Here is a 20,304-nt window from a genome sequence, read left to right on the forward strand (position 1 = left end):
CGCGTCGGTGGGCAGGACCGCGGCCGCCTCCGAGGAGCGGCCCACGTTGACCAGCGTCCCGCCGGCCTCCAGGGCGGCGAAGGCGCTCACCAGGGCGGGCCCGCCGACGTTGTCGACCACCCCCGCGACCGGTTCCCGGACGTCCGCGGCGTCGGAGCGGACCTCGTCGGCGCCGAGCGCTCGCAGGACCTCGGTGGATGCCGGGTCCCTGCTGATCGCCACCACCTGGGCCCCGGCGCGCGCGGCGAGTTGGACGGCGAACCGTCCGACGCCGCCGGTCGCACCGGTGACCATGACCCGGCGGCCCACCAGCTGCCCCAGGCGCCGCAGCACGTGCAGGGCGGTGAGCCCCGCGACCGGGAGGGCGGCGGCGGCCCCCGGGTCGGCGCCGTCGGGCACGGTGCCGAGCATGGACGCCGGCACCGCCCGGAGCCGGGCCCACCCCGCATGGCCGAGGGTGACGACGCGGGCGCCCTCCGGCGGCCCCGACCCGTCGGCGGCGGGGCGGACCACCACCCCTGCCGCGTCCCAGCCGATGACCGTCCCGTCCGGCGCCTCACCCCGGGCGGCGTCGGCGACCTCCCCGTAGTTGAGGGAGACGGCCTCGACCCGCACCAGGGCCTCGTCCCGCTCGGGGACCGGGTCGGGCACCTCGGCCATGGCCAGGCGGGTGGGGGCGGCGTGGTCGATGACGAGTGCGCGCATGTCGCTCCTTCACGAAAAGTGCCACAGAGTGGCATTTGCGCTTCCGGAGCATACGCCACGTTTCGGCGGCCGCGCTACACTGGCTTTGATGACGCCCACCGACCCGCCCTCCTCGCTGCGCGAACGCAAGAAGGTCCGCACCCGCCAGGCGCTGGCGGACACCGCCGTGACGCTGTTCGGCGAGCGCGGATTCGACGCGACCCCGCTCGACGAACTGCTCGAGGCCGTCGAGGTGTCGCGGCGCACCTTCTTCCGCTACTACCGCTCCAAGGAGGACGTGGCCCTCACCGCCGCCAAGGAGCTGTGGAGCGTCTTCCTGGAGGTCCTGGACGAGGACGAGGGGCCGAGGACCGGAGGACCGCTGCGCGACGTCTTCCGCGACACTCTGCTGGCGGCGCTCTCGCGCATGGACGAGGACTGGAACCGCCGGTTCCGCACCACCCTCCGGCTGACCGCCGAGTCCCCGGCGCTCGAGGGCCACTCGCTGCACCACTGCGCCGAGGTGCAGACGGAGTTCCGGAGGCGGCTCGACGCGCCGGACGGCCTGGAGCTGCGGCTGCTGGTCGAGTTCTGCGTGGCGGCGTGGAGGAGCGCCCTGGACGAGTGGCTGCCGGCCTGCGAGCCCGGAGAGCTGCCCGGGCACGTCCGCCGCGCCTTCGCCGGCATGGACGCCGCCCTGCACCTGGAGGTGTAGGGCGGGGTACGGGGTGTCGCCGGTCACGGCGCTGATAGCGTCGCCCCCATGGGCTACATCCTCCACATGACCGAGCACGCGCGGTGGCAGGAGGGCGGCGACATCACCGCCGAATCCCTGGACACCGAGGGGTTCGTGCACGCCTCCCCGGACGAGGCCACGCTCCTGGCGGTGGCCGACGCCTTCTACCGGGGGACCGGCGAGCAGATGGTGGCCCTGGTCGTGGACAGCGGGATGGTGGACGCGGAGGTGCGCTGGGAGGCGCCCGCGCCGGCGCCGCCCCCGGGGGTCGGCCCGGACGTGCGCTTCCCCCACGTGTACGGCCCGATCCCGCGCCGCGCCGTGGTGGGGGTGCGCTACCTGCGCCGCGACCCGTGGGGCGGCTTCACCGGCGTCGACCGGCGCAGCCCCACCGCAGAGGCGCTGGACCTGCTGCCGCACCCGGAGGGCGGCTGGTACCGCCAGACGTGGCGCGCCCCGGTGCGCACCGACCCGGAGGGCTACCCGGGGCCGCGCGACGCGGCCAGCGCCATCCACTTCCTGCTCTGCCCGGGCGAGGAGTCGCGCTGGCACCGGGTCCGCTCGGACGAGCTGTGGGTGTTCAACCGGGGCGGGCCGCTGCGGATGCTGCTGGGCGGGACCGGGGACGAGCCGCAGGAGGAGCGCCCGCAGGTGCTGGGGCCCTACGTCGAGGCCGGGGAGCGGCTCCAGCTGCTGGTCCCGGCCGGCACCTGGCAGGCGGCGCGCCCGCTGGTGGGCGAGGAGGCGCTGGTGACCTGCATCGTCGCCCCGGGGTTCGAGTTCGCGGACTTCGAGGCCCTGCGGGAGTGAGCGCCGCCGGGCGCGGGCCCCTTCAGCCGTCGGTCAGGGCCTCGCGCATGACGCGGAACTTGGAGTCGGCCTCGGCCAGCTCGGAGCGCGGGTCGGAGTCGGCCACGATGCCGCAGCCCGCGAACAGGCGCGCCCGCGACCCCGACACCTGTGCGCAGCGCAGCGCGATCGCCCACTCGCCGCGCCCCTGGCCGTCGACCCACCCCACCGGGCCCGCGTAGCGCCCGCGGTCCATCCCCTCCAGCTCGGCGATGAGCTCCACCGCCGCCCGGGTGGGGGTGCCGCCCACCGCCGCCGTGGGGTGCAGGGCGCCCACCGCGTCCAGCGTCGAGACCCCCGCGCGCAGCCGGGCCGAGGTCGGCGAGGCCAGGTGCTGCACGTTGGCCAGCCGCAGCAGCTCGGGCGACGACGGCGCCGAGACCTCCTCGGCCAGCGGGTCCAGCGCCGCGCGCAGCGAGTCGATCGCATAGCGGTGCTCCTCGGCGTCCTTGGCCGAGGAGAGCAGGTCGCGGGCGAGTTCGGCGTCCTCCGCGGCGGTGGCGCCCCGGGTGCGGGTCCCCGCCAGCACCAGCGACTCCACCCGGTCGCCCGCGCGGCGCAGGAGCAGCTCGGGGGTGGCGCCCACCAGCCCGTCGACCGCGAAGGTGTAGCAGTCGGGGTGGGCGGCCGCGAGCCGCCCCAGCAGGGTGCGCACGTCGATGCCGCGCTCGGCGTCGGCGAGCGCGTCGCGCGCCAGCACCGCCTTGGCCAGGCCGCCGGCCCGGATGCGCTCCACCGCCGCGCCCACCGAGCCGCACCACTCCTCGGCCGTGCGCGAGCCCGGGCCCCAGGTCAGCGGCCCCACCGGGCGCAGCGGCGCCCCCGGTGCGGTGAGCGCGCCGGGGTGGCCGCCCGGCCGGTGCGCGCCGATGGTGGTCAGCCAGGTGCGCCCGTCCCGGCGCCCGGCCACCACGCTGGGCACGACCAGCACCGATCCCGGCGAGCGCGCGTCGAAGGTGAAGGACCCGAAGGCGACCGGTCCGGTCCCCGGCAGGTCGATCGCGTCGTCGACCTCGGCCCCGGAGAACAGCTCCCGCACCGCCTCGGCGGCCCCGCCGAAGCGGTCCGCCCCGTGCGGCCCGGCCTCGGCGGGCGGCTCCACGCGGGCCGCCTCGCCCCAGGCGACCAGCCCCTCGCCGCCTCGGAGCCAGCACAGGGGCGCGGCGGGGGGCAGGTGGGACAGCAGGGAACGCCGGTCGCGCAGCTCGACGGTGCGGACGACCAGCCGTGACGGGGATGCAAAGGCGACACTCACGACATTCGAGTCTAGGGAGTCGGCGGAGAGGGCGTGCCCATCTGCGCGGATCCGGGGACGGGTGTGACGGAGGCGCCGCTAGGCTGTCCCGGGAATCGGTGGAATCGGCGGAACGCGGGGAAAGGCGGGCACGGGGGACATGCGGAGGCTGTTGCGCTGGGCGGCGACGGCCGCGGCGCTGCCGGTGCTGGCGGCGTGCACGGGGACGCCTCCCGAGGACGCGGGGCCCGCGGAGGCCGGCGCCGACGCCCGGCCGATCCCCGCCGAGTGCGAGGCCGCGGCCGACCTGCCCAAGCGGCAGATGCGCGGGGTGTGGCTGACCACGGTCCGCAACATCGACTGGCCCTCCGAGCCGGGGCTGGAGGCCGAGGAGCAGAAGGAGGAGCTGCGCGCGCAGCTCGACGCCGCCGCGGAACTGGGCCTCAACGCGGTCTTCTTCCACGCCCGGCCCACCGCCGACGCCGTCTACGCCTCGGACAAGGAGCCCTGGGCGCGCTACCTGACCGGCGAGCAGGGGGGCGACCCGGGCTACGACCCCCTGGAGTTCGCCGTCCGGGAGGCGCACGCGCGCGGGCTGGAGCTGCACGCCTGGTTCAACCCCTACCGCGTCGGCTGGAAGGACCCCGACCTCGACGGGCTGAGCGGGGACCACCCGGCCGTCGAGCACCCCGACTGGCTGGTGGAGTACGACGACCAGGGCTGGCTCGACCCCGGGCTGCCCGAGGTGCGCGAATGGGTCACCGGCGTCGTCATGGACGTCGTGGACCGCTACGACGTGGACGGGGTGCACTTCGACGACTACTTCTACCCCTACCCGGCCGGCGGCGAGGAGTTCGACGACGACGCGAGCTGGGAGGAGTACGGCGACGGAGGGGACCGCGACGACTGGCGGCGCTCCAACGTCGACGCGCTGATGGCGGACGTGCACGCGGCCATCGAGGAGTCCGAGCCGTGGGTCCGGTTCGGGGTGAGCCCCTTCGGCATCTACCGCAACGCCGGCAGCGGCCCGGGCGGCTCCGACACCGAGGGCCTGGAGTCCTACTCGGCCCAGTACGCCGACACCCGGGCCTGGATCGAGCAGGGCAGCGTGGACTACCTCGTGCCCCAGCTGTACTGGGAGCGCGGGTTCTCCGCCGCCGACTACGAGGTGCTGGCGCCCTGGTGGGCCGAGGAGGTGCGCGGCACGGGCGTGGACCTGTACATCGGCCAGGCCGCCTACCGCGTCGGCGAGGACGGCGAGAAGGCCTGGGAGGGCGACGGTGCGCTCGCCCGCCAGCTCGACTTCAGCGGCGGGCTGCCCGAGGTGGGCGGCGACGTGTTCTTCTCCATGCAGGACCTGCGGGGCCGGGCCCAGGGGGCGATGGAGCGGCTGTCCGAGGACCACTACGCCCTGCCGGCGCTGCCGCCCCGGGCCGGGGGCGGTGAGGGGCGCCCCGACCCGGTCGGGGGGCTGGGGGCCGAGCGCACCGGGGACGGCGGCGTCCGGTTGTCGTGGGACCCGGTCGAGGGGGCGCGCTCCTACGCCGTGTACCGGGTGGCGGGGGACGGGGCCGACGACCCGTGCGCGCTGGCCGGCCGCGACAACCTGGTGGGCGTCGTGGGGGCGGGGGACGGGCCCTCGTTCACCGATACCGCCGCCGATACCGCCGCCGGTGCCGCCGAGGACGGCTCCGGGGGCGGCGATGAGGGGCTGCGCTACTTCGTGACCGCCCTGGACCGGTACCGCACCGAAGGCGCGCCGGGCGAGGGCGAGGCGGTCGCCGCCCCGACGGGGTGAGCAGGACCGCACCCCGCGGTCAGGAGCGAATTCCCCGAACCGGATGACAGCGGACCCGCTCCCGGATAGAAAAGCGGGTACCGGGGGCGGGACCGCCGTATCACCGGGGCGGTCCGGCGCTCCCCCTGCCGTTGCGAAAGGTGGCGCCATGGCTCTGCGCGAATACGAGGAGCGGATCCTGGCCGCGATCGAGCACCGCCTCAGCGAGGACGACCCGGTCCTGGCGGGGCGCCTGCAGTCGTTCGGCGACGGTGACCCCGGATTGTCGGACCGGCCCGCCGACGGCGACCTGAAGTGGCGGGCCTGGCTGGTCTGCGCGATCGTCGCGGCGATGGTCCTGCTCATGGTGCTGGGACTGCTCCTGCTCGCACCCCCGGCCGAGGCCCCGGCGGGCCCCGGGGAGCAGCAGGACGTGGACGTGGTCAGCGCCGTGGGCGGCTCGGCCCGGTGACCCGGCCCCGCCCGCCGGAGCGGCCCCACCCCGGTCCACTGGGGCAGTAAGGACCGCCTCCGGTCACACCGCTTGGGCGGGCTACGCCCGCGCTCCTCACGCGGCCCTTGGCGTCCCCCGGAACGGAGGCCCAGACAGCGCCTGGCGCGAGGAGCCGGGGAGAGGGCTGTGCGCTTGTGTCGGCCCTCTTGGTGGTCATAGGCGCGCCCTTGTGCCGCGCTTGGTCATACACTGCCGGTCGGGCACGCCCTGGCGCCTGAGATGTGTTCCTGGGGGGACTCCGAGACGGGACCAGCCGTCCTCGTGGCCACCATGTACAGCCTGGTGACTCGCCCCTGCCCGAGGCGGTGTCGGATCTGCGCTGTAGGGCGGGGCGTCGGCGGCCCTCGCCCGGTAAAGCGGTAGTGGGGGTGGGAGCCCGCCTGCCGTCCGGGACCCGTGGGAACGGCGAGGCCGCCCGGGGTGCACACCTCGGGCGGCCTCTCGTTTCGACGCGTGGGGCCGGTCCCGGCCCTGACGGGTCAGAAGGTGTTGGCGAACTCGGCGGCCACGGGGCCGGCGACCGAGCCGCCGCCTCCGCCGCCCTCGACCACCGCGGCGAAGGCGATGTCGCCCTTGTAGCCGACCACCCACGCGTGGGTCTCCAGCTCATCGTCCTCACCGGAGGCGGTGCCGAACTCGGCCGAGCCCGTCTTGGCGTACACCTCGCCCTCGAACCCGGAGCTCTTGGCGGTGCCCTCGGTGACGACCGCGCGCATCATCGGCCGGATCTGCTCGGCGTGCGCGATCGGCTCGGGTTCGGGCTTGCCCTCCAGCGCGGGGTCGGTCACCAGCGCCGGGGAGCGCCAGGACCCGTCGGCGATGGCCGCGGGCACGGTGGCCATGTGCAGCGGGGTGCTGATCACCTGGCCCTGGCCGATGCTCTGCGCGGCGAGCAGGCCGTTGCCGTCGGGCTGGGGAAAGGACGGCTTGCGGGCGGGGATGCCCACGTTGAGCTCGGCGTTCATGCCGAACTCCTCGGCCGTGGCTGCCAGCTGCTCGCCGCTGAGCCGCTGCACCACCGCCTGGACCAGGGCGGTGTTGCAGGAGGTGGCGAAGGCCTCGCTCATCGTCTGGGCGCCGTAGGCGGCGTCCCCGGCGTTCTTGAAGCCCAGCGCCTCCTTCGGGCAGTTCATCGGGTCCGAGGTCGTCATGCCGTTCTCCAGCAGCGACTCGTAGGTGATGATCTTCAGCGAGGAGCCGGGCGCGTACTGCCCGTCCAGGGCACGGTTGAACCCGGCGGCGTTGTTGGCGACCGCCAGCACCTCGCCGGTGGTGGTGCGCACCGCCACCAGCGAGGTCGGCTTGCCCTCGGTGGTGACCGCCGCGGCCGCGGCGTCCTGCAGGGCCGGGTCGATGGCGGTGGTGACGTCCTTGCCGGGCTCGCCCTCCAGGGTGGCCACCACCGGGGCGTCGGGGTCCTCGGCGGCCGCCTCCTCCTCGCCGACCGGGGCGACGCGGATGGAGGTGGACATCTCGCCCGCCAGGCGCTCCTCGTACTGCTGCTGGATGCCGCCCTGGCCGACCGGGTCGCCCTCCTTGTAGCCGGCGCCCAGCCGCTCCACGTCCTCGGCGGTGGCCGCCCCGACCGACCCGGTGAGCATCTTGATCGAGCCGGAGGCGTCCTCGGTGTCCAGGCGCGAGCCGTCGGAGGCCAGGATGCGGCCGCGTTCGCCCAGCACGTTGGTGCGGATCAGCGTCGTCCCGTCGGACAGCTCGGGGTGCACCACGTCGGGGGCGAAGTCGACCTTCCACTCCCCGTCCTGGCGCACCAGCGGCAGCTCGCCCTCGTAGGTCCAGTCGCCGGCGCTGCTCAGCGACAGGGTGGCGGTGAACGGGGCGGTGGCCGAGCCGTCGCCCTCGCTGATCTCGCCCACCTCGATGGAGGCCTTCTCGACCCCGAGGTTCTCGTCGAGGCCGGTGAGCAGCTTCTCGGCGTCGCCGCCGGTGGCCTGTGCCGCCATGGCCGCGTAGTCGCGCTCGCCCCAGGCGGCGGCGTAGGCGTCGGCGGTGCCCTCGGGACCCGCCGGCCTGCCCCAGACGAACCAGGCGGTGACGCCGCCGATGAGGACGACGGCGAGGACGGCGGCCCCGATGCCGATGAACAGGCCCTTGCGGGAGCGCTTCTTCGGCTCGGGGTCCTCGTCGAACGGGCCGTAGGGACCGCCGGGTGCGCCGGGGCCGTCCGGGCCGCCGGGTGCGCCTGAGCGTCCGGGCGGGGCGGGCGGCGGCGGGAAGCCTCCCGTCCCCTCCCCGGGGCCGTCGGGATCGGACGGTCCCGACGGGGTGGGCCCGGAGGAGACGTCCGAGGGCACTCCCGGGGGAACGGCGAAGGTCTGCGTGCCGGGCCCGGTGTCCCCGCCCGCCGGCGTCCCGCCGTAGGGGGCGCTCTGTGCGCCGTACGGGTCGTCGGGGATCTCGTCGGACTCGGGGAACGGGGAGCGTTCGGCGTTCGGGAAGGCGGGGTTGGACGTCTCGTCCAGGTAGGAGCGTCCGTCCGGCGCGGCGCCGAACCCGCCGGGCGGTGTGGAGGCGCCCTGGTCGCGGTCCCCGTACTGGCCGTCCCCGTACGCGCCGTGGGCGTCGTGCGGCTGCCCGCCCTCGGGGACGGGGGGCGGGTATCCCTGGGCGATGGTCGCCGAGGGCTCTGGGGCCCCGTCTGCGGGTCGGGGAGCGCTCTGCCACCCGAAGGTGTCGCCCGCAGGGCCCGCCGGGTCCGAGGAGGGCATCGTGGAGTCGGGGGAGGCATCGGGGGCCGGGGCGCCGTACTCCTGAGGAGGGAAGGCGGAGGTGGCCCAAGGAGCGCGGTCGTCGACCCCGGCGGCGCCCGGCTCGGGGTCGGTCGGGGGCGCGAAGCGCGAGAGGGAGGTGTCGGCCTCCTGGGCGGGCTGCCCGGAGGGCTCGAACGGGGCGCCGGTGAGGTCCCCGCCGCCGGTCCAGGCGGAGTCCTGGCGGCCGGTGGGCAGGCCCTCCTCGGCGCCGGTGTCCGGGCCGACGCTGGGGAAGGGGCCGGTCTGTGCGCCGGTGGGGATGGTCCGGTCGGCCGGAGACTCGCCAGGGGCGCCGTGCCGGCCGGGGCCGTCGGCGAACGGCGGCCGGGCCTCCTCGGAGAAGCCGCCGCCGAGGACGTCCCTCCCTCGGGACGGGTCGTAGGCCTGAGGGCTCTCAGCGGCGCCAGGCGCGTCCGTCGGGGGCTCGGGGTGGTCGGCTCCGCTCGAGGCCCCGGGTGGCGGGGAGAAGGGGGCCTGAGGGGCGGAAGGGGGCGAGGACGCGGACGGAGACGGCGTCGCCGGGTCGTTCGCGTCCCTGGGGGCGTCCCAGCCACTACGGGAGGGGGCGCTCTCGCCGCCATGGGTCTGCGGAAGAGGACCGGTCTCCACGGGCGACGGGGCGCCGTCGGGCCGCGCCTCCCTGGACTCGGAGAACGGCGATGCCTCAGGAGGAGTCGGGGACCCTGCTGAGGGGCCGACCGGCCCGGCGCCAGGGGCGTCGCTCCCAGCAGAGTCGCCGGACGGGCGCGGCGGCGCCTTCCAGTCGATGCCGCCGTCACTGCCCCGGCCGGGGGCACCCGGCCCCGACGGGTAGGGGCGCTCGGCGCCGGAGGGGACGCCGGGCGGCCCCTGCTCGTTCCGCTCGGAGGGTGCCGTCGGCAGAACATAGGGGTTGCGGGGCTGGGCGGACTCCGCCTCCTCCCGAGTACCGGCGGGCGGCGGGGGAGGCGCCGCTCCTCCGTCGCTCTCCTGGTCGCGCCGGGGGAACGCGTCGTCGTCCTCTCCCGGTGTCCACCTGTCGTCCACGCCTGATTCGTCCTTCCCGGGGTGCACCGCCCCCGCGTGCGCAGGGGCACGGCTCGGCGTCGCCGCCGAAGGGGGAGCGGGCGGTCCCTCCGGGCGCGGGCACGGGCCCTCGGGGCCCGTGCCCGCGATCCGGTCCGGCCGATCGCCTCGCCGTGTACGTCTGAGCCAGGAACGACGATAGCGGCCGGTGAGGGGCCCAGTGTCCCGGATCAGTCCTCGCCGCGGGCGATCCGGGTCATCGCGTCGCGCTCGCGCACCTTGACGCGCTTGCGGCCCTCGGCCTCACCCAGGGACTCCTCGTGCGCCTCCAGCCGCCGCCACCCCTCGAAGGTGGTGTAGGGCACTCCGCGCTCCTCCAGCAGCCGCAGGAACGACTCCGGCTCGGGCGCCTCGGGCTCGGGGAAGGCCGCGCGGTCCTCCACCAGGTTGGTGACGGTCTCCAGCGCGTCGCCCTTGGTGTGGCCGATCAGGCCGACCGGGCCGCGCTTGATCCAGCCGGTGGCGTAGACGCCGGGGACGTGCCGCTCGTCCATGTCGAGCACCCGGCCGCCCTCGTTGGGCACGACGCCGCGCTCCTCGTCGAAGGGCAGGTCGGCCAGGGGCGAGCCGAGGTAGCCCACCGCGCGGTAGACGGCCTGGACCTCGTGGTCGATGAACTCGCCGGTGCCGCGCACCCCGCCGTCGCCGGTCAGCTCCATGCGCTCGGTGCGCAGGCCGGTGACGCGGTCCTCGCCGAGCACCTCGGCGGGGCGGTGCAGGAAGTGCAGGTGCAGGCGGCGCGGCTCGCCGCGCGGGTCCCGGATGGCCCAGTTCTGCAGGACCTTGACGTTGGTCTTGACCTGGTTGGACTCCTCGGCGGCGGCCACCGAGGCCTCGCACATCTCGAAGTCCTCGGGGTAGACGATCACCTCGACCCCGGGCTGCTTGTCCAGCTCGCGCAGCTCCATCGGGGTGAACTTGGCCTGGGCGATGCCGCGCCGGGCGAACACGTGCACGTCGGTGACGCCCTTGGCCCGCAGGCCCTCGTGCACGTTGCCGGTGATGTCGGTGGGCAGCAGGTCGTCGGCGTCCTTGGCCAGGATGCGCGCGACGTCGACCGCGACGTTCCCGGCGCCGATGACGGCGACGCTGGTGCCCTCGACCCGCCACTGCGGGGAGACGTCGGGGTGGCTGTCGTACCAGAAGACGAAGTCGGCGGCGCCGTGGCTGCCGGGCAGGTCCGCACCGGGGACGTCCAGGGGGCGGTCGCGGTCGGAGCCGGTGGCGAAGATGACGGCGTCGTAGTGCCGGTGCAGGTCCTCCAGCTTCAGGTCGATCCCGTAGCCGACGTTGCCGAGGAAGCGGATCTGCGGCTTGTCGAGGATCTTGTGCAGCGCGGACTGGATCTGCTTGATGCGGGGGTGGTCGGGGGCGACGCCGTAGCGGACCAGCCCGTAGGGGGAGGGGAGCCTGTCCAGGACGTCGATGCTGACCTCGACGCCCTCCGCGGCCAGGGTCTCGTCCTTGGTGAGCAGGTCGGCCGCGTAGATCCCCGCGGGGCCCGCCCCCACGATTCCCACGCGCAGTGGTCGCGTCATCTCTCAGTTCTCCATTCGTCGCGCCGGGTCGTCGTGCGGTCCCGCCGGGCGCGCGGGCCGCCGTCCACGCCCCCTGGGCGCGGTAAATCAGGCGAGGCTAACCTAATTTATAGGAGGATTCGGTTCCCTATAAACCCTATCTCCAAGATAGGCATTGCCCTCTCCGGTCCGCCGACCGGGGCACGGCCTTCGCGGCCGGCGGCGTCGGCGCACGTCACCGAGGTGCAAAGGACGCCCGATGAGAAAGAACGCGCCGACGGGGCGGGACTCAGCCCGAAACGACTGTGGGGTACCTCACCGCGGCCGCGGGCGAGGGGCGCTGCTCCGGCGCGGCCGCGACCGGCCACAGCCGGATCAGGAACGCCTCCCGGCCGCCGAGCATACGCGCCGCCGCCTGGAACCCCTCGCAGCGCGGGTCCGGATGGCGCCGCAGCAGCCGCACGCAGTCCTCGGCGACCTCGCGCCGGTGGCGGGCCCGCACCTCGGCCGCGTACCGGCGGGCGCCGCCGGCCAGGCGGATCCGCACGGGGCTGCGGTTCATCCCGCCCCGCACCGCGACCTGGCCGCGCAGCACCAGCGAACCCAGGGCGCGCTCCTCCCAGGCGTCGGCCTCCTCCGCCTCCTGCAGGGGCGGGCCGTCCCACTCCTCCACGGTCACGCCGACCGGCACGCGCCCCTGCAGGGTGCGCAGCTCCATGTGGTCGACGCCGCAGGCGAGCAGCTCCCCGCCCGGCGGGGCGGGGACGCCGGGGCCGTCCGGCCGGGCGCCCCGGCCGTAGATCCGGAACACGCCGTCCTCGGGCAGGACGGGGAAGAGCGAACGGCTCAACCGGGCCACCTTCGTTCCACCTCCGCGCTCACGCGTGCAACCGACGCGCCGACCGCACAGTGCGGCCGGGTCCGCTGCGACCGGAAGAGCGAGGGGACCGGTCATCTGGGGGCCAACTCTAGACCGGGGGGCGCCGGCGCGGGGGCCGAACGGGCGAATCCCCGTCGGGCCGGGGTCAGCCCCGGCCGGTGCCGCCCCGGTCCGCGCGCTCCTCCTCCATCTCGGCCTTGACCGTGGCCGCGAAGCGCGGGACCTGCTCCTGGCCGGACAGGCGCTGGATCGCCGCCATGATCGCGTCGGTGGCCGCGCGCCGCGAGCGCGCCCGGCCCGCCTCGCCCTGCCAGGGGGACAGGTCCACCGCCGGCCCGAAGCGCATGCCGACGCGGCGCAGCACCGGAACCGTGCGGCCGTGCGGCAGGATGCGGTCGGTGCCGTACAGGGCGACCGGGACCACCGGGGCGCCCGAGGACAGCGCGAGCCACGCCAGGCCGGTCTGCCCCCGGTAGAGGCGGCCGTCGGGGGAGCGGGTGCCCTCGGGGAAGATGCCGAACACGTTGCCCTCGCGCAGCACCTGAAGGCTGTTGTCCATCGCCTCCTGTGCGCTCTGGCCGGGCTTGCGGTCCACCGAGAGCTGCCCCAGGCCGCGCAGCGCGCGGGTGAGGGCCCGCTGGGCGGCGTTGCCGTCGGCGAACAGCTCCTCCTTGGCGATGAAGACCACCGGGCGGGGCACGGCGACCCCGATGAACAGCGGGTCGATGTTGGACAGGTGGTTGGAGGCCAGGATCACCGGGCCCCGTGCGGGAACGTGGTCGACCCCGTCGGCCTCGATCGGCCACAGCGTCCGTGTGGCGGGGGCGATGACCGCCTTGGCGGCCCCGTACAGCGACACTCGGGAGTCCCTCTCTTCGTCGGTGCGGGTGGGGGGAGGGGCGGCGTCCGAGCGGGTCGGCGCCGATAGGGAACCTTAACGGCGCCGACCGGCGGAGTGCGCACCGGGCGCGCCCGCCGCCTCCGGCGGCGGCACCGCAGGAGGGCGCGGCGATCCCCGGGCGCGGCGCGGCGGCGGGCGCTAGTGTTGGTCTAGACCTGTGACCCGCCGAGGGAGATGAGGGCGTACATGGGACGGTTCGTCGACGTCAGCCACCAGATCACGCACGGGATGACCACCTATCCCGGGCTCCCGGGTCCCCAGATCGAGGACCACGTCACCTTCGATGCCTCGCAGAGCGCCTACGCCTCCGGCACCGAGTTCAGCATCACCCGCATCTCGATGGTCGCCAACACCGGCACCTACATCGACATGCCCGCCCACCGCTACCGGGACGGCGCCGACCTGGCCGACCTGGACCTGGAGAAGGTCGCCGACGTCCCCGGCACGGTGGTCGACGCCCCCGGCCGCGAGGTGGGCCCCGAGGCCTTCGCCGACGTTCCGGTGCGCGGGCGGGCGGTGCTCATCCGCACCGGCTGGGACCGGCACTGGCGCACCGACAAGTACGGCTCGCCCGAGCACCCCTTCCTGACCGAGGAGGGCGCGCGGCTGCTCGCGGAAGGGGGCGCCCGCCTGGTGGGAATCGACTCGGTCAACATGGACGACACCTCCGAGGACGCCCGCGGGGCGCGCCCGGCCCACTCGGTCCTGCTCGCGGCGGGCGTGCCCGTGCTGGAGCACCTGTGCCTGCTCAACCGGCTGCCCTCGCAGGGCTTCCGCTTCTTCGCGGTCCCGGCCAAGGTGCGCGGCATGGGCACCTTCCCCGTGCGGGCCTTCGCCGTCCTGGACGGCTGAGGCCCCGGCGCGCGGGGAGGAGGCGCTACAGGTCGGCGTCGGCCTCCTCGCGCGCGCGGCGCCGCTCGCGCTGGGCGCGCCGCTCCTGCTCCAGCTCGGCCGAGCGCTCGTCCTCGGCGACGGCGGTGCGCATCGAGGACGAGAGCATGCGCAGCTCCATGTTGATGCGCGGATAGTCCACCAGCCGGGGCAGTGCGCCCAGGCGCGGGGTGCGCCGCTCGCGCATCGCGGCCATCAGCTCGCTGAACGCCAGGTCCAGCCGCTGGAGGGTGATCTGCGAGGCGGTCGGCGCGTTCTCCAGGGCGAGCGTGGCCAGGGCCAGGTAGCCCGCGCGCTGCGCGGCCACCACCACCGGCCACAGGGGCTGGGTGGTGGTGGCGCGGGGCACGTCCCCGATGGCGCTGTCGTAGACGCCGCGCAGGCCGATCAGGGCGGCCCGCAGGTCCCGCCTGAGCTCGTAGCGCCGCTCGGGGGTGATGCGCACGTCGGGGTCGAGCACGGCCAGGACCGAGGCGCGCGTGTGGTCCAGCACATCGACGATCACCTGCGGCAGGCGCGACGCCGAGGCCTTGCGCCACAGCAGCACCGACCCCAGCATTCCGGCCACCGCCCCCAGGACGGTGTCGACCACGCGCGCCTGGGCCAGCTCGTCCACCGGGTAGGGGGCGGCCGTGTGCGCCAGCAGCAGGGCCATGGGGGTGAGCAGGATGCTGGCGTAGAAGAAGTTGCGCTGCACCACCAGCTGGGTCAGCCCCTGGAACAGGGCGGCCAGGGCGATGACCGCCGGCAGGGGCGGGTCGACGAGCAGGATGCCCAGCGCGATGAACACGCCGAGCAGGGTGCCCAGCGCGCGCTGCATCCCCCGGTTGACCGTCAGCACCACGTTGCCCGCCTGCAGGACGGCGGTGGCGGTGATGGAGACCCAGTAGAAGCGGTCGAAGCCCAGGAGCAGGGCCGCCATGCCCGCCAGCGTCACGGTGATCCCCATGCGCAGTGCGGTCGGCAGGACCAGGGAGTCCCTGTCCAGGCTGGAGCGCATCAGGCTGAGCAGCGGAGGGTGGCGCTGGTCATACAGCTCCAGGCCGCGGCTGTCGTCCTCGTGGGTGGGCTTGCGGGCGGCCTGCGCCGCGCGCGCGAGGCGCGAGTACAGGCGCGATTCCAGAGAGCGCGGGCGCAGCCCCTTGCGCACCTCGTCCAGGTCGGTGGGGGCGGGGCAGCGGTCCGGCTTGCCGACGGCGTCGGCAAGCCGGTCGGCGAAGCGGGCGGCCTCCTCTGGGAGGGGGTCGGTGCGCGCCAGGCACACGTCGGTGGCGGCCAGGTGGATGTCGGAGACCCAGCGCAGCAGGGCGCGCAGCCGGGCCGCCTGCGCGGTGTCCCGGTAGCCGCGGGTCTGGCCCAGCAGGACGATGCGCCAGGCCTCGGCGACGGCGAGCGAGGCCTCATGCTGGACGTGGTCGAGCTCGGGGGTGCCCACGGCCCGCAGCAGGGCGGCCAGCTGCCGGAAGGCGCCGGCCACGGCGCGGTTCTCCGGGTGGCGGCTGCGCACGGGGGCGCCGGCCATGGACACCGTCCATCCCACGGCCGCGCCGAGCGCGGCGACCCCGGCGTGCAGCGGGACCTCGGCGAGCCCGCCGGGGGCGATCGAGGTGATGGCGCACACCAGCACGAAGAAGAGCGGGCCGGGCTTGTCCACCCGCAGCGCCTGGCAGAGCCAGGTGGCGACGCCGGCGACGGCCCCGATGGCCAGGGCGGAGGTGTACAGGTTGAGCGAGGCGAGCGAGCCGACGGCGACGGCGGCGACGAAGCCGAGCCCCACCATGCCCAGCGCCACGGCCCGGTAGGCGTAGGGGGTGTTCTTCTCGTACAGGACGGTCATCGACCCCAGGGCGGCGAGCGCGCCGACCTGGGGGCCCAGCAGCAGGGCCGCGAGGGCGAAGGAGGCGGACATGGCGATCGCGGCCTTGGCCGCGGTGGTCCAGGCCCAGCCGCCGGAGGCGAACCCGAACAGGGCGGTGAGGTCGATCCGCGGCCGAGGCCGCGCGGACACCTGGGCGCGCATGCGCGCCGGGGGACTCCAGTCGGGGCCGTCGGCCTCCGATGCAGGTCGGGCCGTCTCGCTCCCCGTGGTCCCCTGGTCCGTCACGCCCTCAATGGTAAAAGCGATTCAGGGGCGGTTCGTGTGCGAACGCCCTGGAGCGGTGTCCACAGCCGGATTCCTCGTAGGGAATCCGGCGCCCCGCCGCCGCGGCCCGGAGCGCGCCAAGGGCGCCTCGACCAGGGCGACGGCGCAGGTGAGGCGGCCCTTTCGTTGAGCGGCTCCCGTTCCCGTGCTCAGGGGGATGCAGGCCACTGCCCGAGGTGACCGGGACCGCACTCGCGAACGGCGCGCGTGCCGGAACCCGAGTGTCGCCCCCTGGCGCTGAGGAGGCCTCCTCCTCAAGATGGGGATATGCGGGTCGAATTGTTGTACGTCCCCGGATGCCCCAACCGGGGCCCGGCTCGCCGACGGCTGGGGGCGGCCTTGGAACGCACCGGGTACGCAGGCGCGGCGATCGCGGAGATCGAGGTGGAGACAGAACAGCAGGCGGCGGACCTGTGCTTCCCCGGCTCCCCGACGATCCGTGTCGAGGGACGGGACCTCTTCCCGGTCCCCGGCCCTCCCTACGGTCTGAGTTGTCGGGTCTACACGACTCCAGAAGGGGCCGACGGGGCTCCGAGCCTCGATCGGCTCGTCCGGGCCCTCAAAAACCGGACGGGGTGGACAACAGGTCCGTAGTTCCGGGGGGTCTACCTCCCCTGCCCCGGTGTCAGGCCTCCTCGGCGGCGGGGCTCCGGGACGGGTCGCGCAGGCGGCGCAGTTCGGAAAGGGCCTCGTCGAGCTGGGCCTCGGCGCGTTCGGCGCGGTGAACGGCCTGGGCGCGAGCGTCCTCCATGGCGGCCAAGCGCTCCGCCGCGGCCTGCTTGGCCTCGGACAGCGTCTCGCTCGCGGCCCTGCGCTGCTCCTGGAGCTCGGTCCGCGCGCGCTCGCGCTCCTCGTCGAGGCGGGCCCTGAGGTCCTCGACCGCCGCGGCCGCGCGCTCCCGTTCGTCTGCGACCTCCTGTTCCAGGGACGCCGAACGCCGCCGCGCGTCAGAGGCCTCGGCCTCCGCCTGCTCCTTCGCCCGGACCGCGGAGGCCGCGTCCTCCTCGGCGCGCCGCAGGGCCTCCTCGGCGCGCCGCAGGGCCTCCTGGGCGCGGTCGCGCTCCTCGGCGGCACCGGCCGCCTCCTGCCGGGCCTGCTCCACCTGCTCGGCCGCGCGCTCTTCGGCCTCCGACACGCGCGCCTCGGCCTCCGCGCGGGCCTCCTGCACCCGGCGCTCGGCCTCGGCCAGGGCGCTCTCGCGCTCGTGCACGGCCGCGTCGCGTTCGCGCGCGGCGGCCTCGCGCTCCTCCTCGGCCCGCCGCTTCTCCTCCAGGGCCTCCTCGCGCCGGTGCAGGGCGGTGTCGGCCATCCGCTCGGCCGCCCCGGCGGCGGCGACCGCCGAGGACGCCGCCTCGTCGGCGCGCTCCCGCTCGCGTTCGGCCTCGCGCCTGCGGTTCTCGGCCTCCAGCCGGGCGGCGTCGGCCTCGGCCACGCGCCGGGCGGACTCCAGGCGCGCCGCCTCCACCTGGGCCTCCGCGCTCGCCGGGTCGGTCATCGTGCGGAAGGCGTCGGTGGCCGAGGCCAGCGTCGAGGACAGCTGCTCGGCCTGGACCGCGAACCGGCGGAGCAGGTCGTCGGCGCGCAGCCGCGCGTCGCTCACCGGCGTGGCCGGCGCCGACGCGGCCGGGGAGGGCGGCCGTGCGGGCGCACCGTCGTCCGCCGTCCGGTCCGCGGCGGGGGCGGCGTCCGCCCCCTCGGCGGCCTCCAGGGCACGCTCCTGCTCCTGCTGCATCCGCTGGCGCTCCTTCCATGCGCGCCAGCGGGTGTGCTCGGGCAGGTCGCAGTACTGCGGCGGGCGCCCCGGGGAGGTGCTGCGCGGGACCGGACGGTCGCATCCGGGGAAGTTGCAGGTGTTCGCGTCGTCGGCCACCCGACGACCCTAACGGCTCAGCCCCGGGACGCGGCGAACGCGCGCAGGTAGTCCGGGAGCGGGCTCCCGGGCGCGGTCCCGGGGTCGGGCTCGGGGGCCCCGACGACCTCGCGCACCGGCACCACGCCCGCCCAGTGCGGCAGGTCCGCGTCCTCCGGCTCCTCGGAGACCCCGCCCGTGCGCACCTTGGCCGACACCTCGTCCAGTTCCAGGCGCAGCACCGCCGTCTGCGCCAGCTCCTTGGCGTCGGCGGGGCGGCAGTCGGCCGAGCGGCCCGGCACCACGGCGTCGACGACCGCGTCCAGCGCCGCGCGCAGCTCGGCCTCCTCGCGCACGCGGCGGGCGGTGCCCCGGACGACCACCGACCGGTAGTTGATCGAGTGGTGCATGCCCGAGCGCGCGAGCACCAGGCCGTCGGTCAGCGTCACGGTCGCGCACACCTCCAGGCCGCCCTGGTCGGCGGCGCGCATGGCGCGGGCGCCCGTGGAGCCGTGCAGGTAGAGCACCCCGCCGACGCGGGCGTAGAGGGTCGGCAGCACCACCGGCGCCCCGTCCGCCACGAACCCCAGGTGGCACAGGCGCCCCTCGTCGAGGATCGCGTGCACGGTCGCGGCGTCGTAGCGCGCACGGTCGCGGTTGCGGGTGGGCCGGGTGCGGGCGGTGGGGGCGTAGGCGGTGGTGTCGTCCATCGGGGCACCTTTGTTCTAGGGAGGAGACAATTATGTACTAGTGCTTAGTTGTAGCACACGTCCCCAGAGGAGTGAAGGCGCACGAAAGGGGCGCCACCCGCCCGGCCGGCGGATGGCGCCCCCGCGTAACGTTGCGGGCCGTGAGCTCAGTCCAGCGCCCCGGTGCCGCCGATGCGGCAGACCATCGTGGTCACGAAGGGGCGGAAGCCCTCGCGCTCGAAGAAGCGGATGTCCTCGGAGCTGCCGGCGAGCGCGGACAGTTCGATGTCGCGCACGCCCTGGGCGGCGACCTGGAGGCGGATCTCGTCGAGCAGGGCCGACCCCACGCCGGTGCCCTCGGCCTCGGGGTGGATCGCCAGGGTCTGCACCACCGCGACGCTCTCGCCGCGGTCCCAGCTGCCCTGGGGGTTCTCCCGGACGGTCACCATCGCGTACCCGACCGGCACGCCGGCGCGCTCGGCGAGCACCGCCAGCGACGAGGGCTCGGCGAGCCAGAGCCGGTACTGGGCACGGCGGCGGCGCCACGCCTCCTCCGCCCCGAGCGACGCGATCACGTCGTGCAGGTCGGGTGCGACGGAGGTGTGCCGCTCGTGCACCGCGCTCCACAGGTCCGCGAGCTCATCGACGCCGTCGGCGCCCAGGTAGCGGAACCGCATGTGGCCCTCGGTCGGCATCGTCGTGTTGGCAGCCAGCGAAGTTTGCATCTTCTTCCCACCCGTTCCACCCGCATCGGTGCGCCCTCTCCCCGCTGCAGGCCGCATCCTTAGCGGGGTTGAGCTGTGTCCCTGACACTACGTGCATGCCCCGTGGGGCAAGTGGCCGACACGAAGAAAAGGACGGTCTGACGTGTCGAAGACAGAAGAATTGAAGGATTTTACAATTTTGGGCCCCGGGGGCGTCGGCGGCCTCCTCGCCGGGCTGCTCGCCCGCGGCGGCGAGCGCACCCGCGTCCTGGCCACCGAGGGGACCGCGGCCCGCATCGCCGCCTCCGGCCTGCGGATCGCCTCGCCGGTCTACGGCGACTTCACCGCCGCGCCGGACGCGGCGCCGCGGCTCACCGGGCCCACCGACGTCCTCTTCGTGACCACCAAGGGCACCGGCCTCGGCCATGCGCTGGCGCGCGTCCCCGCCGAGCACGTGCGCGGCGCGCTCATCGTCCCGCTGCTCAACGGCTTCGAACACCTCGACCTGCTCCGCGAGCGCTTCCCCGCCGCCCGCGTGCTGCCGGCGGCGATCCACGTCGGCGCCTCCCGGGACGAGCCCGGCGTCATCCGGCACACCAGCCCCTACAACCGCCTGGAGGTCGCGGGGGAGGGGGCGCAGGCCCTCGCCGGCGCGCTGGAGCGGGCCGGTGTCGAGGCCCGGGTGGTCGAGGGCGGCGACCGCGTCCTGTGGGACAAGTACGCCTTCCTCCTGCCGACCGCCCTGGTCTGTGCGCACGCGCTGATGCCGATCGGCCGCGCGCGCGAGGAGAGGCGCGCCGACATGGAGGCGGTGCTGGAGGAGGTGGTGCGCGTGGCCGCCGCGCGCGGTGTCGCGGTCGACGCGGACACGGTCCGGCTCACCATCGCCGAGCGCCCCGCGCACACCCGCCCCTCGCTCCTGTTCGACCGGGAGACCGGGCGCCCGATGGAGACCGACGCCCTGGGCGGTGCACTCGTCCGCGCCGCACGGGCCGCAGGGCTGGAGGCGCCCGTCACCGAGCGCCTGGTCTCCGACCTCCAGGCATGGGAGGCGGAGAGCGCTGAGCGCCCCCGGGACGGGTGATGCGGAGGCCGGTGGCGCC

Annotated in this window: 16 protein-coding genes; 6 read left to right on the top strand and 10 right to left on the bottom strand. The window is 75.3% G+C overall.

All coding sequences use genetic code 11. From position 1 onward, the window contains the following. On the bottom strand, nt 1–705 hold a 705-nt coding region (locus D450_RS0103430), incomplete at its 3' end, for a zinc-binding dehydrogenase (RefSeq protein WP_017537278.1). A gap of 88 nt (nt 706–793) precedes the next feature. Between D450_RS0103430 and D450_RS0103435 the strand changes: the two genes are divergently transcribed. Both D450_RS0103435 and D450_RS0103440 read left to right on the top strand, forming a co-directional pair. Further along, nucleotides 794–1,399 (top strand): TetR family transcriptional regulator, encoded by a 606-nt coding sequence (locus tag D450_RS0103435; protein ID WP_017537279.1) that lies wholly within the window; start codon nt 794–796, stop codon nt 1,397–1,399. Between the two features lie 48 nt (nt 1,400–1,447). After that, complete coding sequence (locus D450_RS0103440; RefSeq protein ID WP_017537280.1) at nt 1,448–2,230, top strand: cupin domain-containing protein; 783 nt, start codon at nt 1,448–1,450, stop codon at nt 2,228–2,230. A 22-nt stretch (nt 2,231–2,252) separates the two neighbouring features. Here D450_RS0103440 and D450_RS0103445 read toward each other — a convergent pair whose 3' ends face one another. Further along, nucleotides 2,253–3,524, bottom strand: a complete 1,272-nt coding sequence (locus tag D450_RS0103445) for an isochorismate synthase (RefSeq protein ID WP_017537281.1) — start codon at nt 3,522–3,524, stop codon at nt 2,253–2,255. Between the two features lie 139 nt (nt 3,525–3,663). Here D450_RS0103445 and D450_RS29320 point away from each other — a divergent pair, with 139 nt between their 5' ends. Together D450_RS29320 and D450_RS0103455 are read left to right on the top strand one after the other, a co-directional pair. Further along, a complete protein-coding gene (locus tag D450_RS29320) occupies nt 3,664–5,301 on the top strand; it encodes a glycoside hydrolase family 10 protein (protein WP_017537282.1) in 1,638 nt (545 codons plus the stop codon). A gap of 148 nt (nt 5,302–5,449) precedes the next feature. Next, on the top strand, nt 5,450–5,752 hold the full coding sequence (locus tag D450_RS0103455; RefSeq protein ID WP_017537283.1) for a DUF3040 domain-containing protein: 303 nt from the start codon (nt 5,450–5,452) through the stop codon (nt 5,750–5,752). Nucleotides 5,753–6,273: 521 nt separating this feature from the next. Here D450_RS0103455 and D450_RS29325 read toward each other — a convergent pair. From D450_RS29325 to D450_RS0103475, 4 genes are all read right to left on the bottom strand, one after another. Continuing rightward, on the bottom strand, nt 6,274–9,588 hold the full coding sequence (locus tag D450_RS29325; RefSeq protein ID WP_241483042.1) for a penicillin-binding transpeptidase domain-containing protein: 3,315 nt from the start codon (nt 9,586–9,588) through the stop codon (nt 6,274–6,276). 209 nt (nt 9,589–9,797) lie between these two features. Then, complete coding sequence (locus tag D450_RS0103465) at nt 9,798–11,147, bottom strand: FAD-dependent oxidoreductase (RefSeq protein WP_017537284.1); 1,350 nt, start codon at nt 11,145–11,147, stop codon at nt 9,798–9,800. 286 nt (nt 11,148–11,433) lie between these two features. Next, a complete protein-coding gene (locus D450_RS0103470; protein ID WP_017537285.1) occupies nt 11,434–12,003 on the bottom strand; it encodes a hypothetical protein in 570 nt (189 codons plus the stop codon). 166 nt (nt 12,004–12,169) lie between these two features. Continuing rightward, entirely contained in the window at nt 12,170–12,883 is a 714-nt protein-coding gene (locus D450_RS0103475) for a lysophospholipid acyltransferase family protein (RefSeq protein ID WP_017537286.1), read from the bottom strand. Between the two features lie 228 nt (nt 12,884–13,111). Between D450_RS0103475 and D450_RS0103480 the strand changes: the two genes are divergently transcribed. Next, complete coding sequence (locus D450_RS0103480) at nt 13,112–13,777, top strand: cyclase family protein (RefSeq protein ID WP_017537287.1); 666 nt, start codon at nt 13,112–13,114, stop codon at nt 13,775–13,777. 25 nt (nt 13,778–13,802) lie between these two features. Here D450_RS0103480 and D450_RS0103485 read toward each other — a convergent pair whose 3' ends face one another. From D450_RS0103485 to D450_RS0103500, 4 genes are all read right to left on the bottom strand, one after another. Further along, nucleotides 13,803–15,836, bottom strand: a complete 2,034-nt coding sequence (locus D450_RS0103485; protein ID WP_017537288.1) for an FUSC family protein — start codon at nt 15,834–15,836, stop codon at nt 13,803–13,805. 748 nt (nt 15,837–16,584) lie between these two features. Further along, nucleotides 16,585–17,829: a coiled-coil domain-containing protein gene (locus tag D450_RS0103490; RefSeq protein WP_017537289.1), complete on the bottom strand. Its 1,245-nt coding sequence runs from the start codon at nt 17,827–17,829 to the stop codon at nt 16,585–16,587. Between the two features lie 17 nt (nt 17,830–17,846). Further along, the gene (locus D450_RS0103495) at nt 17,847–18,518 is read right to left on the bottom strand and encodes a pyridoxamine 5'-phosphate oxidase family protein (RefSeq protein ID WP_017537290.1); all 672 of its coding nucleotides are present in this window, start codon (nt 18,516–18,518) and stop codon (nt 17,847–17,849) included. A gap of 146 nt (nt 18,519–18,664) precedes the next feature. Next, nucleotides 18,665–19,192: a GNAT family N-acetyltransferase gene (locus tag D450_RS0103500; RefSeq protein WP_017537291.1), complete on the bottom strand. Its 528-nt coding sequence runs from the start codon at nt 19,190–19,192 to the stop codon at nt 18,665–18,667. Nucleotides 19,193–19,364: 172 nt separating this feature from the next. On the opposite strand from D450_RS0103500, the gene D450_RS0103505 reads away from it, so the two are divergent. Further along, nucleotides 19,365–20,285 (top strand): ketopantoate reductase family protein, encoded by a 921-nt coding sequence (locus tag D450_RS0103505; RefSeq protein WP_241483043.1) that lies wholly within the window; start codon nt 19,365–19,367, stop codon nt 20,283–20,285. Nucleotides 20,286–20,304: the final 19 nt, after the last annotated feature.

The sequence above is a fragment of the Nocardiopsis halophila DSM 44494 genome (assembly GCF_000341245.1).
Taxonomy (GTDB): domain Bacteria; phylum Actinomycetota; class Actinomycetes; order Streptosporangiales; family Streptosporangiaceae; genus Nocardiopsis_A; species Nocardiopsis_A halophila.

What these genes read in the sequence shown, in the direction of transcription:
- D450_RS0103435 (WP_017537279.1), top strand. Translation starts at nt 794, where the DNA reads ATGACGCCCACCGACCCGCCCTCCTCGCTGCGCGAACGCAAGAAGGTC.
- D450_RS0103440 (WP_017537280.1), top strand. Translation starts at nt 1,448, where the DNA reads ATGGGCTACATCCTCCACATGACCGAGCACGCGCGGTGGCAGGAGGGC.
- D450_RS29320 (WP_017537282.1), top strand. Translation starts at nt 3,664, where the DNA reads ATGCGGAGGCTGTTGCGCTGGGCGGCGACGGCCGCGGCGCTGCCGGTG.
- D450_RS0103455 (WP_017537283.1), top strand. Translation starts at nt 5,450, where the DNA reads ATGGCTCTGCGCGAATACGAGGAGCGGATCCTGGCCGCGATCGAGCAC.
- D450_RS0103480 (WP_017537287.1), top strand. Translation starts at nt 13,112, where the DNA reads ATGGGACGGTTCGTCGACGTCAGCCACCAGATCACGCACGGGATGACC.
- D450_RS0103485 (WP_017537288.1), bottom strand. Translation starts at nt 15,836, where the DNA reads ATGCGCGCCCAGGTGTCCGCGCGGCCTCGGCCGCGGATCGACCTCACC.
- D450_RS0103495 (WP_017537290.1), bottom strand. Translation starts at nt 18,518, where the DNA reads ATGGACGACACCACCGCCTACGCCCCCACCGCCCGCACCCGGCCCACC.
- D450_RS0103500 (WP_017537291.1), bottom strand. Translation starts at nt 19,192, where the DNA reads ATGCCGACCGAGGGCCACATGCGGTTCCGCTACCTGGGCGCCGACGGC.